This is a genomic window from Streptomyces sp. MK7 (assembly GCF_032658145.1).
GTDB lineage: Bacteria > Actinomycetota > Actinomycetes > Streptomycetales > Streptomycetaceae > Streptomyces > Streptomyces spiralis.
In genome coordinates this window covers 250,337-264,771 of the sequence record NZ_JAVACL010000002.1, presented here as the reverse complement: position 1 = coordinate 264,771, position 14,435 = coordinate 250,337, and the positions used below count along the sequence as shown (strand labels likewise).

14 protein-coding genes are annotated in these 14,435 nt (G+C 73.7%); 11 read left to right on the top strand and 3 right to left on the bottom strand.

Features of this window, described 5'->3' with window-relative positions; genetic code table 11:
- Positions 1–50 precede the first annotated feature (50 nt).
- Genes R2S09_RS03930 through R2S09_RS03915 form a run of 4 tightly spaced genes read left to right on the top strand, consistent with a single transcriptional unit; the run spans position 51 to position 4,652 of the window.
- The gene (locus R2S09_RS03930; protein WP_306190232.1) at positions 51–1,415 is read left to right on the top strand and encodes a glutamine synthetase family protein; all 1,365 of its coding nucleotides are present in this window, start codon (positions 51–53) and stop codon (positions 1,413–1,415) included.
- Positions 1,416–1,468: 53 nt separating this feature from the next.
- Positions 1,469–2,851, top strand: coding sequence for an aldehyde dehydrogenase (locus tag R2S09_RS03925; RefSeq protein ID WP_306190231.1), 1,383 nt, complete (start codon positions 1,469–1,471; stop codon positions 2,849–2,851).
- Complete coding sequence (locus tag R2S09_RS03920; RefSeq protein ID WP_316739784.1) at positions 2,848–3,648, top strand: 3-oxoacyl-ACP reductase; 801 nt, start codon at positions 2,848–2,850, stop codon at positions 3,646–3,648. Before R2S09_RS03925 ends, R2S09_RS03920 begins: the two co-directional genes overlap by 4 nt.
- Positions 3,649–3,698: 50 nt before the next feature.
- A complete protein-coding gene (locus R2S09_RS03915; RefSeq protein ID WP_306190271.1) occupies positions 3,699–4,652 on the top strand; it encodes a DUF2510 domain-containing protein in 954 nt (317 codons plus the stop codon).
- Between the two features lie 30 nt (positions 4,653–4,682).
- Here the strand turns inward: R2S09_RS03915 and R2S09_RS03910 are convergent, their stop codons facing one another.
- Entirely contained in the window at positions 4,683–5,885 is a 1,203-nt protein-coding gene (locus R2S09_RS03910; protein WP_306190229.1) for an amino acid deaminase/aldolase, read from the bottom strand.
- A 1,363-nt stretch (positions 5,886–7,248) separates the two neighbouring features.
- Between R2S09_RS03910 and R2S09_RS03905 the strand changes: the two genes are divergently transcribed.
- Positions 7,249–8,091 carry a hypothetical protein gene (locus tag R2S09_RS03905; RefSeq protein WP_372337760.1) on the top strand — a complete coding sequence of 281 codons (843 nt, stop codon included), beginning with the start codon at positions 7,249–7,251 and terminating at the stop codon, positions 8,089–8,091.
- Positions 8,088–9,287 (top strand): type VII secretion-associated serine protease mycosin, encoded by a 1,200-nt coding sequence (gene mycP, locus R2S09_RS03900; protein WP_316739781.1) that lies wholly within the window; start codon positions 8,088–8,090, stop codon positions 9,285–9,287. The genes R2S09_RS03905 and mycP overlap by 4 nt, the downstream gene beginning before the upstream one ends.
- A gap of 56 nt (positions 9,288–9,343) precedes the next feature.
- On the opposite strand, the gene R2S09_RS03895 is transcribed toward mycP, so the two are convergent.
- Entirely contained in the window at positions 9,344–10,342 is a 999-nt protein-coding gene (locus tag R2S09_RS03895; protein WP_316739779.1) for a serine hydrolase, read from the bottom strand.
- 128 nt (positions 10,343–10,470) lie between these two features.
- Between R2S09_RS03895 and R2S09_RS03890 the strand changes: the two genes are divergently transcribed.
- Positions 10,471–11,202, top strand: coding sequence for an SseB family protein (locus R2S09_RS03890; protein WP_306190225.1), 732 nt, complete (start codon positions 10,471–10,473; stop codon positions 11,200–11,202).
- Between the two features lie 45 nt (positions 11,203–11,247).
- On the opposite strand, the gene R2S09_RS03885 is transcribed toward R2S09_RS03890, so the two are convergent.
- Positions 11,248–11,604: a DUF1844 domain-containing protein gene (locus tag R2S09_RS03885; RefSeq protein ID WP_306190224.1), complete on the bottom strand. Its 357-nt coding sequence runs from the start codon at positions 11,602–11,604 to the stop codon at positions 11,248–11,250.
- A gap of 367 nt (positions 11,605–11,971) precedes the next feature.
- Between R2S09_RS03885 and infC the strand changes: the two genes are divergently transcribed.
- From infC to R2S09_RS03865, 4 genes are all read left to right on the top strand, one after another.
- Positions 11,972–12,610, top strand: a complete 639-nt coding sequence (gene infC, locus R2S09_RS03880) for a translation initiation factor IF-3 (RefSeq protein ID WP_078917512.1) — start codon at positions 11,972–11,974, stop codon at positions 12,608–12,610.
- Between the two features lie 113 nt (positions 12,611–12,723).
- Complete coding sequence (gene rpmI / locus R2S09_RS03875; protein ID WP_007829094.1) at positions 12,724–12,918, top strand: 50S ribosomal protein L35; 195 nt, start codon at positions 12,724–12,726, stop codon at positions 12,916–12,918.
- 127 nt (positions 12,919–13,045) lie between these two features.
- On the top strand, positions 13,046–13,429 hold the full coding sequence (rplT, locus tag R2S09_RS03870; RefSeq protein WP_006141703.1) for a 50S ribosomal protein L20: 384 nt from the start codon (positions 13,046–13,048) through the stop codon (positions 13,427–13,429).
- A 95-nt stretch (positions 13,430–13,524) separates the two neighbouring features.
- Positions 13,525–14,388: an RNA methyltransferase gene (locus tag R2S09_RS03865; RefSeq protein WP_306190223.1), complete on the top strand. Its 864-nt coding sequence runs from the start codon at positions 13,525–13,527 to the stop codon at positions 14,386–14,388.
- Positions 14,389–14,435: the final 47 nt, after the last annotated feature.

Here is a 14,435-nt window from a genome sequence, read left to right as displayed (position 1 = left end):
TACCTTATGGCTCCCGGCGCCGGTCGATGAAGCCTTGAGGAGGCTCGCCCGTGGCAGACCGCACACCTCCGCTCGCCGTAGAGGAACTGCACGCCCTGGTCGGATGCGGAGAGATCGACACGGTGGTCCTGGCCTTCCCCGACATGCAGGGGCGGCTCCAGGGCAAGCGGTTCGCCGCCCGGTTCTTCCTCGACGAGGTCCTCCACCACGGCACCGAGGGCTGCAACTACCTCCTCGCCGTCGACACCGACATGAACACCGTCGACGGCTACGCCATGTCCTCCTGGGACCGCGGCTACGGCGACTTCGCCATGCGCCCGGACCTGTCCACGCTGCGTCGCGTCCCCTGGCACCCGGGCACCGCCCTGGTCGTCGCCGACCTCGCCTGGAACGACGGCTCCCCGGTCGCCGCCGCGCCCCGCCAGATCCTGCGCCGCCAGCTGGACCGCCTCGCCGAGCACGGCCTGACCGCCCAGGTCGGCACCGAGCTGGAGTTCATCGTCTTCAAGGACACCTACGAGCAGGCCTGGGACGCCGGCTACCGCGGGCTCACCCCGGCCAACCAGTACAACGTCGACTACTCGATCCTCGGCACCGGCCGGATCGAGCCCCTCCTGCGCCGCCTGCGCAACGACATGGCGGGCGCCGGTCTCACCGTCGAGTCCGCCAAGGGCGAGTGCAACCCCGGCCAGCACGAGATCGCCTTCCGCTACGACGAGGCCCTCGTCACCTGCGACCAGCACGCGATCTACAAGACCGGCGCCAAGGAGATCGCCGCCCAGGAGGGCGTCTCCATCACCTTCATGGCCAAGTACAACGAACGCGAGGGCAACTCCTGCCACATCCACCTCTCCCTCGCCGACGCCGACGGCACCAACGCCATGGCGGCACGCGGCGGGGACGGGATGTCCGACCTCATGCGGCACTTCCTCGCCGGACAGCTCGCCGCGCTGCGGGAGTTCTCCCTCCTCTACGCCCCGAACATCAACTCCTACAAGCGGTTCCAGCCGGGCTCGTTCGCGCCGACCGCCGTCGCCTGGGGGCACGACAACCGCACCTGCGCCCTCCGCGTCGTCGGCCACGGCCGCTCCCTGCGCTTCGAGAACCGCCTGCCCGGCGGCGACGTCAACCCGCACCTGGCGGTCGCCGCACTGGTGGCGGCGGGCCTGCACGGCCTGGAGCAGAAGCTGCCCCTGCCCGAGCCCTGCCCGGGCAACGCCTACACCGCCGACTACGAGCACGTCCCCACCACCCTGCGCGAGGCCGCCGAGCTGTGGGAGAACAGCCCCCTCGCCAAGGCCGCCTTCGGCGACGAGGTGGTCGCGCACTACCGCAACATGGCCCGCGTCGAACTGGACGCCTTCGACGCCGCCGTCACCGACTGGGAGCTGCGCCGCTCTTTCGAACGCATGTGAGCCGTTTCCCCGACCGCGCGTGAGCCGTTCCCCCGAACGCATGTGAGGCATCCTTGCCCGACCAGGACCCGTCCCACGAACTCCAGGTACTCGACCCGGCCACCGAAGAGGTGGTCGCCACCGTCCCCGCCGCCGATACGGGCGACGTCCACCGCGCCGTCGAACGGGCCGTGGCCGCCCAGCGCGCCTGGTCCACCACCGCCCCCGCCGACCGGGCCCGGCTGCTGCGCCGCTTCGCCGACGTCGTCGACGCCCACCTCGAGGAGTTGGCCCAGCTGGAGGTCCGCGAGGCCGGGCACCTCCTCGGCAACGCCCGCTGGGAGGCCGGCAACGCCCGCGACCTGCTGCTGTACGCGGCCGGCGGCGCCGAACGCCTCCTCGGCCGGCAGATCCCGGTCCCCGGCGGCTGGGACGTCACCTTCCTCGAACCCCTCGGAGTCGTCGGCGTCATCGCACCCTGGAACTTCCCCATGCCCATCGCCGGCTGGGGGTCCTTCCCGGCGCTCGCCGCCGGCAACGCGGTCGTCCTCAAACCCGCCGAGGCCACCCCGCTCACCGCGCTCCGGCTGGCCGAACTGGCCCTGGAGGCGGGCCTGCCCGAACACCTCTTCCAGGTCCTGCCCGGTCACGGCCACACCGCCGGACGCGCCCTCGTCGACCACCCCGACGTGGCGAAGATCGTGTTCACCGGCTCCACCCGCACCGGCCGCGAGGTCATGGAGCGCTGCGCCCGGCACACCAAGCCCGTCACCCTCGAACTCGGCGGCAAGAGCCCCAACGTCGTCTTCGCCGACGCCGACCTCGAGGCCGCCGTCGACCCGTTCTCCTTCCTCGACAACTCCGGCCAGGACTGCTGCGCCCGCACCAGGATCCTGGTCCAGGAGCCGGTGTACGACGAGGTCCGCGAGCTTCTCGCGAAGGCGCTGACCGCCGTGGTCGTGGGCGACCCGGCCGACGAGCGGACCCGGATGGGCCCGCTGATCTCCCGTCAGCAGCTCGACCGCGTACGGTCCTACGTCCCCGAGGGCGCCCCCGCCCTGCGCGGCAGCGCGCCCGACGGGCCGGGCTTCTGGTTCCCGCCGACCGTCCTCACCGGGGAGCGGCACGACTCCGCCGCGGCCCGCGAGGAGATCTTCGGCCCGGTCGCCGTTCTGCTGCCCTTCACCGACGAACAGGACGCGATCCGCCTCGCCAACGACACCCCGTACGGCCTCTCCGGCTCCATCTGGACCCGGGACGTCGGCCGCGCCCTGCGCGTCTCCCAGGCGGTGCGGGCCGGCAACCTGTCCGTCAACTCGCACTCCAGCGTCCGCTACTGGACCCCGTTCGGCGGCTTCAAGCAGTCCGGCGTGGGCCGCGAACTCGGCCCGGACGCGCTGACCGCCTTCACCGAGACCAAGAACGTCTTCATCAGCACGGAGGGCCCCGCACAGTGAGCGCAACCATTCCCGACACCGAGGCCGTGGTCTGCCGCCGCCTGGTCGGCCGCACCGCCGTCGTCACCGGAGCCGGCAGCGGCATCGGCCTCGCCTCCGCGCGCCGGCTCGCCTCCGAGGGCGCGCACGTTGTTTGCGGCGACGTCGACGAGGTCCGCGGCAAGGCCGCCGCCGAGGAGACCGGAGGGCTCTTCGTCAAGGTCGACGTCACCGATCCCGACCAGGTCGAGGCGCTGTTCCAGGCGGCGTACGACACCTACGGCAGCGTCGACGTCGCCTTCAACAACGCCGGTATCTCACCGCCCGACGACGACTCGATCCTGGAGACCGGGCTGGAGGCCTGGAAGCGGGTCCAGGAGGTCAACCTCACCTCCGTGTACCTGTGCTGCAAGGCCGCCCTGCCCTACATGCGGCGCCAGGGCCGGGGCTCCATCATCAACACCGCCTCCTTCGTGGCCCGGATGGGCGCGGCCACCTCGCAGATCTCCTACACCGCCTCCAAGGGGGGCGTGCTGGCCATGTCCCGGGAACTGGGCGTCCAGTTCGCGCGGGAGGGCATCAGGGTCAACGCCCTGTGCCCCGGACCGGTCAACACCCCGCTCCTCCAGGAGCTGTTCGCCAAGGATCCGGAGCGGGCCGCGCGCCGGCTCGTGCACATCCCCCTGGGGCGGTTCGCCCAGGCCGAGGAGATCGCCGCCGCCGTCGCCTTCCTCGCCAGCGACGACTCCTCCTTCGTCAACGCCACCGACTTCCTGGTGGACGGGGGCATCGCGGGGGCGTACGTCACTCCGCTGTAGGCCACTGTGGCCGGGCCGGGGAGGGTCCTCCTACAGTTCCGGGGGTGAGCATGACACCCCCGCCCGGCTGGTACCGCGATCCGTCGGCCCCGCATCTGGAGCGCTGGTGGGACGGAACGGCCTGGACCGACCACCAGCGCGCCCCCGAGGCGCCCCAGCCCCAGCCCCAGGCCCAGCCCTCGCCGGCGCCCGCACCCCCGCCGCCCGCCGGCGGGGGCCCGACCCGGGCCAAGGCGGTGGCCCTGACCACCGCCGGGGCCGTCCTGGTCGCCGCGATCGTCACGGGAGCGGTCGTGCTCGGCCGCGACGACGGAGGCGGCACCGGCGCGCGGACGGCGGCCTCGGACACCTCCGCCACGGCGGCCGGCCCCTCCACCGCCGCGACCTCCCCGTCACCGTCGTCCGCTGCCCCGTCCGCGACCGCCACCGGCGACCCGTCCGTCGCCGTCGACCAGCTCAACGGCATCACGCTGCCGGTGCCCGACGGCTGGGAGAAGCCGCAGTACGTCGCGGACGACAACGTGGTCATGACGACGCACGGCACCTACGACTGCCCGACCCGCACCGGCCTGTGCCGGCACGGCCTGGTCCTGACACTGACGGCGACCGCGACCGACGCGGCCCCGCCCAAGGCCCTGGCGGAGCAGGACATCGAGAACGCGGCCGACCTCGCGTACGACGAGAACGCGGCCGGACAGCGCCTCTACGGGGGCATCACCTCCCACCGGGCCGTCGCCTCCGGTCAGATCGCGGTCGCGGGCCGCGCCGGGTACTTCGTGCGCTGGCGGGTCAGCACCGCCCAGGGCCCCGGCGGCTACGTCGAGTCGCTGGTCTTCCCGTCCAGCGTGGGCAGCGAGGCGCCGGTCGTCGTCCGCTTCGTCCTCGACGCGGGCGCGGACGGGCCGCCCCTGTCCGACATCGACAGGATCACCAAGGGCATACGGCCCCTCGGCGACGCCGGCACGAGCGGGGGCGTCGGCAGCAGCATCGGCCCGGCCGGCTGAACCGGAGGGCCGGCCGCCCGGCGGGGGTGCTCACAGGAACGTGAGGCCCTCGCCCCGGTACGTCGGCACGGTCGCCGTCACCCGGTCGCCCTTCACCAGGTGCAGCGTGTCGAACCGCTCGCACAGCTCGCCCGCCTTCGCGTGCCGGAACCACACCTTGTCGCCGATCAGCAGGTCGTCGGCGGGCGAGCCGAGCAGCGGAGTCTGCACCTCGCCGGGGCCCTCCTGGGGGTCGTAGCGCAGCCCCTCGGGCAGATACGGCACCGGCAGCCGGTCCGCACCGGCCGCTCCCGAGGCCGGGTAGCCGCCGCCGAGCACCGTGACCACCCCGACCCCGGGGCGCCGCACGACCGGCTGGGCGAAGAGCGCCGCCGGACGGCCGCGGAAGGACGTGTAGTTGTCGAACAGGCGCGGGACGTACAGCCCCGAGCCCGCGGCGATCTCGGTGACGGCGTCCTCCGCCGCGGTGTGCTGGACACTGCCCGTGCCGCCGCCGTTGACGAACTCCAGCTCCGGCGCCACCGCCCGGACCGCCCGCACCACCGCGGCCCGCCGCTCCGCCAGCTCCCGGCGCGCGGCCGCCTGCATCAGCCGGATCGCGCGCGAACGCAGCGGCCGTCCGGCCACCGCGTCACCGACGCCCGCGACATGACCCTCGTACGCCATGATGCCCACGAGCCGGAACCCCGGCCGCCGCGCCACCGTACGGGCCATCTCGGCGACCTGGGCGGGGGAGTGCAGCGGCGAGCGGCGCGCGCCGACGCGGATCCGTCCGCCGAGCAGCTTCAGCGAGGTGTCCAACTCCAGGCACACCCGCACGACTTCGCGTCCGCCCTCGCGCGAGGCGTCGACGAGGTCGAGCTGCGCCGGGTCGTCGATCATCACCGTGACGGCGGCGGCGAGCTTGGGATCGGCGGCCAGTTCGGCGAAGCCGGCCCGGTCGGCGGAGGGATAGGCGAGCAGGACGTCCTCGAACCCGGAGCGGGCCAGCCACAGCGACTCGGCGAGGGTGAACGACATGACGCCCGCGAAGCCATCCCTGGCGAGGACGCGTTCGAGCAGCGCCCGGCAGCGTACGGACTTGCTGGCCACCCGCACGGGCTTGCCGGCGGCGCGGCGGACGAGATCGTCGGCGTTGGCGTCGAAGGCCTCCAGGTCGACGATCGCGACGGGGGCGTCGAGATGGGCGGTGGCCCGGTCGTAACGGGCCCGGTCGGCGGCGCGCGCGGTCATGAACGAAGCCTGCCAGAGAGGATTACCGCAGGGTAGGGGGACGTTCCGGGCAGATGCCCCGGGCCCGCGGACTGGTTCCCGCTCACCTGGGATCAGCCCGTAGAGTGACGCGCACGTACGCCGGAACGGCGGAACGCTCGCGGCCGCGCCCTTGAGCCGGGATGGCACTTCGCTCGTACGGGTATGCGTGCCCGGTGACGACGAGCCGCCGCCGGGCGGGGCCACGAGGAAGACCGCGCCGGAGAGAACGGCCCGGGCACGAGGAAACGGGGGGTGCATGAGCACGGAAGCGCGCCACGCCCCGATCCCCCCGCGCCCCCCGAAACCCCCACGCCCGTCCACCCCTCCCGACGGCACCTCGCAACCCCCCGGCGAGCCGCACTCCGCCATACCGGCGAACCCAGCCGAGGGGCCACGCGAGCGGCCGGCGAGCGCGACGGAAGGCACCGGCAACGGTCCGGAGGTGTCGGGTGGTTCGGCGGGCGGCGAGGCGGCGGACCGAGGCGGCGAGCCGGGTTCGGCGGGGCAGGCCGCCGCGTGGAACGGGCCCGGCGTGCCCGGCGCCGTACCCGGCTCCGGCCTCACGCCCCCGCGCACCGGCCGCGTCGGCGGAGATGCCCGCGCCGCGGCCGCCCGATCCCGCTTCCGGGCGTTCGAGCCTCCGGCCCGGCGCGACACGGCTCCGATGACACCACCCCCGCCCGCCGCCTCCGCCCGTTTCCCCGACGCGCCGCCACGGATCGGCCGTCCGGCCGGGCCGTGCTCCGGTGGGCAGGGAGAGCCCGCCGCGGCCGAGAGCGGCGCCCGCGCCGGCCTCACCGGCCCGCCGCGGCACTCGGAGCCGACCCGGACGGGCCACCCGGCCGCGCCGCGTACCTCGGATGCCGGGCCGTCCGCCGCCGGTGACGGTGGGGGTCAGGTCCGTCCCGGTGTGGCGCCGGTCTCCGGGCGTGAGTTGCCGGACGGGGATGTGCCTGGTGCCGTGCCGGCGCAGCCGGGACACCGTCCGTCGCCGGCCGCGCCGCGGGCTGCCGTACCCGCCGAGACCCCGTCGGAGACCACCGCGCGCCTGCGCCCTCTCTCCGCCCGCCGGTCCGGCGCGGCTGCCGGGTCGCCGGCCGCGCCTTCCCGCGGGGACCTCCGACGGGACTCCGCCGCCCCGGACACGGACACGTTCGCCGTCGGCGGCCCGCCCGCCGGTGCCCCAGCGGGCGGTTTGCCGGACCGCGGCCTCGGCCCGGTGCCCGGCGTCGGGGGACCGGCGCGCCCGGCGGCAGCCGCGGGGTCCGCCACTGTGTCGCCGGGCCCGCGCGTGGCACCCGACCCCGCCCTGTCGTGGAGCGCCTTCGCGGGGACCGCCGCCGTGCCCGGTGCGGCGCGGGCCCAGGTCCGGCTCGGGGAGCCCGAGGGTTACGACGAGCGGGGGCGGGGGCGTGCGCTCGGCGTACGGGTGCGGGCGCGGACCGCCGTGGCGGCGGCGTGCCTCGTGCTCGGGCTCGGACTCATCGGCGGTGCCGTGACCGGGAGTTGGCTCACCGGGGACTCCGGGGAGGGTCGCGCGGCCGGTGCGTTCGCCACGGCCGGCGGCCTGTGGCACAGCATTCCCGTCGACCAGCTGTTCCCGCCCACGGTGGAGGGCGGCGGCGCCGGCCCCGGCGGGGCCGACCGCACCTGGACCCGCGTCGCCGTGGCACCCGACAGCGGTTGCGCGAACGCCTTCGACCCGCTGCTGCGCAAGGCCCTGGCCCCCGCCGGCTGCGCACGCCTGCTCCGCGCCACCTACACCGACGCCACCCAGAGCTACGTCACCACCGTCGGGATGCTCTTCACCAAGGCCGACGCACCCGCCATGAGGTCCCTCGCCGCCCGGTTCCGGAACGAGGGCCTCGCCCGGCGCACCGACCTCATGCCCCGCCCGTACGCCGCCGCGGACACCGTCGCCGCCGCCTTCGGCGACAAGCAGCGCGCCTCCTGGACCATCTCCGTGCTGACCGAGGCCCCTGTGGTCGTCTACGCCGTCTCCGGCTGGGCCGACGGCCGCATGGTCGACTCCCCACAGCCCGCCGCCGACGCGATGCGCTCCGGCGCCACCACGGCCCCCGCCCAGGCCGGCCTCGGCAACGAGGCCCAGGGCCTGGCCGACCGCATCGAACGCACCCTGCGCAGGAACGTCGATTCGGCCACGGACACGGAGAAACCCTCGTGAGAGCCGTCATCACCCGCAGGAGCGGCGCGCTGAGCGTCCTCCTGGCCGCCTCCCTCGCCCTCGTCCCGGCCACCGCCGCGCACGCCGACGGCATCCGCGCCCAGCAGTGGGCTCTGGACGCCATGCACACCCAGCAGGCCTGGCGCGTCACCAAGGGCAAGGGCGTCACCGTGGCCGTCCTGGACACCGGCGTCGAGAGCGACCACCCCGACCTCGTCGGCAACGTCCTGCCGACCAAGGACCTCATCGGCTTCGGTGCCCGGCCCGGTGACCGCACCTGGGCCCGCCACGGCACCGCCATGGCCGGCATCATCGCCGGGCACGGCCACGGCCCCGGTCACACCGACGGCGTCATGGGCATCGCCCCCGAGGCCAAGATCCTTCCTGTCCGGGTGATCCTGGAGGACGGCGACTCCGCCCGCACCCGGGCCCGCACCACCCGCGGCAACGCCCTCGCCGACGGCATCCGCTGGGCCGCCGACCACGGCGCCGACGTCATCAACCTCTCCCTCGGCGACGACTCCGACTCCGCGCACCCCGAGCCGGCCGAGGACGAGGCCGTGCAGTACGCGCTGAGCAAGGGCACCGTCGTCGTCGCCTCGGCCGGCAACGGCGGCGACAAGGGCGACCACATCTCCTACCCGGCCGCCTACCCGGGTGTGATCGCCGCGACCGCCGTGGACCGCTACGGCACCCGCGCGGACTTCTCCACCCGCCGCTGGTACGCCGCGGTCAGCGCGCCCGGCGTCGACATCGTCATCGCCGACCCGGACCACCGGTACTACGAGGGCTGGGGCACGAGCGCGGCCTCCGCGTTCGTCTCGGGCGCCGCCGCCCTGATCAAGGCCGCCCACCCCCGGCTGACGCCCGCGCAGATCAAGAAGCTCCTGGAGGACACCGCCCGCAACGCCCCCGTCGGCGGCCGTGACGACTCCCGCGGCTTCGGCATGGTCGACCCCGTGGCCGCCCTGAAGGCCGCGGACCGCCTCGAACCGCAGGGCCTGCACGCGGTGGCGTACGGCAAGAGGTACTTCGGCCCCGGCCCCGACACCGCCGAGCCGGACGACACCGCCTCCGGCTGGGCCGGGCCTCTCGCCGGCAGCGTCGGGGGAGTGCTGCTGGTCGTCGCGGTCGTCCTGTGGCGCGCCCGCCGCGAAGACGACGGAGGCGACGGCGAGGCCCGCTTCCACCGCTAGGGGGTGTGGCGAAAGTCCCTCCCCCAGCCCAGCCCGGGCCGGTCCCGGCAGCGGAATCAGGCCCCGCCCGCGAACACCGACACCGCTGCCCGCGCCGCCCCCTCCACCAGCGAGATGCCCTTCTCCTTCGTGGTGTTGCCCTGGGACAGGGCGGCCACCAGGTAGTCGTCGCCGTCGGCCGTCACGCGACCGATGCTGTTGACGACCCACAGCCCGGTCGTGCTGCGCGGCAGCCAGCCGTTCTTCAGGGCCCACGCGGAGCCGTCGGCGGCCGCCGACACCCCCCAGCGCTGGTCCTCGGCGATCCGCCCCATCAGCCTCTGGACGTACGTCCGCGAGGCCGCGCTCAGTTCGGAGTCCGAGTCGTCGCCGAACACCTGCTTGAGCAGGGCGAGCTGGTCGGCGGCCGTCGTCCGCGTCAGGCCCCACAGCGCGCCGTCGCCCCCGGAGGTGTCAGCCAGCCCGAAGCGGCGGTTCGACGCGTCCAGGCCGTCCGCCCCGCCGACGATCCGCCACAGCGCCGAGGCGGAGTCGTTGTCGCTGTCCTCGATCATCGCGGTGGCGTACGTCTTCTCCTGAGCGGTCAGCCGCCGCCCCGCGTCCTGCGCCTGGAGCAGCAGGGCCGCCAGGATGTCGACCTTGACGATGCTCGCCGTGTCGAACGTGCCGTCGCCGTAGCCGGCGCTCCGCCCGGAGCCGAGATCGAGCACCGCCACCGACACCGTCGCGCCGTCCTCCGGCGCCACCGACTTCATCGCCTCGGCCAGCAGCGCCGTACGGTCCGCCGCCGGGTCCGTCACGGTCTCCACCGATGCCCTCCCACTCGCCGATGCCGACGCGGATGCCGACGCGGATGCCGACGGGGACGCCGACGCCGCCGACCCTACGGCCCCCGGCCCCGCGGAGCCCCTGGCTCTCACATACGCGGTGCCCGCCGCCGTACCGCCCACGACGGTGACGCAGACCAGGGCCGCGCAGAGCAGGGGCCGGCGCCGGGACGGGCGCGCGCGACGGCCATGGCGGCGACGGCGGCCGCCGGCGGACGGGGACTCCATGCCCGGGATGCTTCTGGCGGTGACTGTGCGCGCCGTGAGACCGGCGTGAGACACGGGTCAGGGGACCCTGAGAAATCCGTGAAGGGTCCCGGACAGGACCGTGCACGGCCCCCGATAGGGTCGTAGCCGTGGCGAACAAGAACATTCCCGACCCCGGCTTCTCCGACGACGACGGCTCCGCCGACCCCCGGCTGAGCGCGGCGCTCGCCGCCTGGGCCGAGGACCGCACCGCCGTGGGACCCGTCCTGGAGGCGCTCAAGGGCGCCCGGCTGCTCGTCCCCGTCGTGGCCGTGCTCGGCGAGGTGGAGGAGGACGAGCGGGGGCTGCGCCGCGAGAAGACCAGCGACATGGCCGTGCCGACCCTGAAGGCCGGCGAGCGCACGGCGCTGCCCGCCTTCACCTCCACCGACTCCCTGGCCCGCTGGGACCCGGCGGCCCGCCCCGTGGCCGTACCCCTGCGCCAGGCCCTTCAGGCCGCCGCGCACGAGAAGGCGGACACGGTGGTGCTGGACCTGGCCGGACCGGTGCCGTTCGAGCTGACCGGGCCCACGCTGCTCGCGCTCGCCGAGGGCCGTACCACGACCGACCCGCTCGCCGACCCTGCGGTCGTGGCGGCCGTACGGGAGGCGGTGGCCGCCGAGCCGGCCGTGCTCCGTGCCCACCTCGGCCCCGGCCGGGCCGACGGCACCCTCGCCCTGGTCCTCGACCCCGATGCCGCCGCGGCCCCGGCCGCCCGCGCCGTCGCCGAGCGGCTGGCCGCCAGCGACACACTGAGGGCCCGCCTGGTGCGCGGTCTCGACCTGGCACTGCTGCCGGCCGGGACGACGCCGCCGGGCGAGCCCCTGTACGTGAAGGAGTGAAGGGACCCGCCCGCCGCGCCGGGCGGCGGGCGGGCGGGAAGCGGGTCAGCCGTAGACCGGCCCGGTGTACTTCTCGCCCGGGCCCTGGCCCGGCTCGTCCGGGACGAGCGACGCCTCGCGGAACGCCAGCTGGAGCGACTTCAGGCCGTCGCGCAGCGGCGCCGCGTGGAAGGAGCTGATCTCGGTCGCGCTGCCGTCCAGCAGCCCGGCGAGCGCGGTGATCAGCTTGCGTGCCTCGTCCAGGTCCTTGTACTTGTCGCCCTCCTCGGTCAGACCGAGCTTCACGGCGGCGGCGCTCATCAGGTTGACGGCGACCGTCACGATCACCTCGACGGCGGGGACCTCGGCGATGTCGCGGGTCATCGCGTCGAAGTCGGGGGTCTCAGGAGGGGTCTCACTCATGCCCCACACGATAGGCGGTTCCGGATTACGGTTTCTCGATTAGTCCTTGTCAAGCGATCCTGCTAATCTGGTTTCCGACCGGCCGGACACGCACGTGCTCGGCCCACAAGTGGAGGCTCCGATCTCCCACCTGACCGTCCTCCGGGACGGCGGGTCACCCGGTCAGGCGGCCACCATCGTTCCGTACGGACGATGGAGTCGCCCGAAAGCGCGCCCCGCGATCATCGCGTCGGTGCTCCGGTAGTGCTTGGAGCCCCGCCTGTGATCGTCCGGGGCATTTTTGTTGCTTCGGCGCGGTTAGGTCTTACGAACACAGACGTACGCGGCTGTCCGCCAGACCGTCGCGTGGTGCTACCGAGGAGGATCCATCAGCGCCGAGCCCCGCATCAACGACCGGATTCGCGTTCCCGAGGTGCGACTTGTCGGTCCCAGTGGCGAGCAGGTCGGCATCGTGCCGCTCGCGAAGGCACTGGAGCTTGCGCAGGAGTACGACCTGGACCTGGTCGAGGTCGCGGCGAACGCCCGCCCGCCCGTGTGCAAGCTCATGGACTACGGGAAGTTCAAGTACGAGTCGGCCATGAAGGCCCGTGAGGCGCGCAAGAACCAGGCGCACACGGTCATCAAGGAGATGAAGCTCCGGCCGAAGATCGACCCGCACGACTACGACACCAAGAAGGGTCACGTCGTCCGGTTCCTCAAGCAGGGCGACAAGGTCAAGATCACGATCATGTTCCGTGGTCGCGAGCAGTCCCGGCCCGAGCTGGGCTACCGGCTGCTGCAGCGGCTCGCGGAGGACGTCCAGGACCTCGGCTTCGTGGAGTCGAACCCGAAGCAGGACGGCCGCAACATGATCATGGTTCTCGGTCCGCACAAGAAGAAGACCGAGGCGATGGCCGAGGCCCGCCAGGCGCAGGAGGCCCGCAAGGCCGAAGCGAAGGCCAACCCCGGCCGCTCGCAGAACGCCGCGGACGTCGAGGCGTCGGCCGAGGAGCCCGCCGAGGCGTGACCCCCGGGACCCGCGTCCCAGGATGTAACCGAAAACATTGAGAGCGACGCTCCACCGTGCCCGGTTTTCGTGACCGGGCACCGGAGCGCCACCGACGAGGAGAGAACGGCGCTATGCCGAAGAACAAGTCGCACAGCGGTGCCAGCAAGCGCTTCAAGGTCACCGGCTCCGGCAAGGTGCTCCGTGAGCGCGCCGGCAAGCGCCACCTGCTCGAGCACAAGTCGTCCCGTCTGACGCGTCGCCTCACCGGCAACGCCGAGATGGCCCCGGGCGACGCCAAGAAGATCAAGAAGCTTCTCGGCAAGTGACGCGGCGGCGCCCGGTCGGCTGAGCCCCGCGCACAGCTGACCCGCCGCGCCGTACGTCGGGACCGGGACCCATTCGTTTCCGGGTCGTGTGAGGACAACCACGACCCCGCTACAAGGAGTTAATCAAGTGGCACGCGTCAAGCGGGCAGTCAACGCCCACAAGAAGCGCCGGGCGATCCTCGAGCAGGCCTCCGGCTACCGCGGTCAGCGCTCGCGGCTGTACCGCAAGGCCAAGGAGCAGGTCACCCACTCGCTGGTCTACAACTACAACGACCGCAAGAAGCGCAAAGGTGACTTCCGGCAGCTGTGGATCCAGCGCATCAACGCCGCCGCTCGCGCCAACGGCATCACCTACAACCGCTTCATCCAGGGTCTGAAGGCCGCCAACGTCGAGGTGGACCGCAAGATCCTGGCCGAGCTGGCCGTGAACGACGCCAACGCGTTCGCCGCGCTCGTCGAGGTCGCCCAGAAGGCCCTGCCGAGCGACGTCAACGCGCCGAAGGCGGCGTGACGCCGCACCGGCTCTAGGCCGACGTGACGGTACGGACCCGTGGGCTTTGTGCCTGCGGGTCCGTTGTGTTGTTCCTACCGAAGGTGAAGCTCCCCATGCCCCCCGCCGCGCCCGACCTGATCTCCCCCCGCTCCGCCCGTGTCGCCGCCGCCCGGCGGCTGGCCAAGCGGAACTTCCGGGGCAAGGACCGGCTGTTTCTCGCGGAGGGGCCGCAGGCCGTGCGTGAAGCCGCCGGGCACCGGGGAGCGGACGGGACGACGACGCTCGTCGAGCTGTTCGCCACCGTCGAGGCCGCGGAGCGCTACGCCGACATCGTGGGGGAGGCCCGCGGTGCCGGCGCCCGGGTCCACCTCGCCTCCGAGGACGTCATCGCGGACATCTCCACCACCGTCACCCCGCAGGGTCTCGTCGGGATCTGCCGGTTCCTCGACACGCCGTTCGAGGAGGTCCTCTCCGCCCGCCCCCGCCTCGTCGCCGTCCTCGCCCACGTGCGCGACCCAGGCAACGCGGGCACCGTGCTGCGCTGCGCCGACGCCGCCGGAGCCGACGCGGTGGTCCTCACCGACGCCTCCGTGGACCTGTACAACCCCAAGGCCGTGCGCGCCTCCGTCGGCTCGCTGTTCCATCTGCCGGTCGCCGTGGGCGTCCCCGTCGAGCAGGCGGTCGCCGGCCTGAAGGCCGCCGGGGTGCGCATCGTCGCCGCCGACGGCGCGGGCGAGCAGGACCTCGACGACGAGCTCGACAAGGGCACCATGGGCGGGCCCACCGCCTGGGTGTTCGGCAACGAGGCCTGGGGCCTGCCGGAGGAGACCCGGGCCCTGGCCGACGCCGTCGTCCGCGTCCCGATCCACGGAAGGGCCGAGAGCCTGAACCTGGCGACCGCCGCCGCCGTATGTCTCTACGCCTCGGCCCGTGCACAGCGCGCCTCCGGAGGATGCCGCTCCGTCACGGACTACTAGTAGGCTGACCAGCTCGGGGCCCACAGTGGGAAGGGTGGGGTACGGGG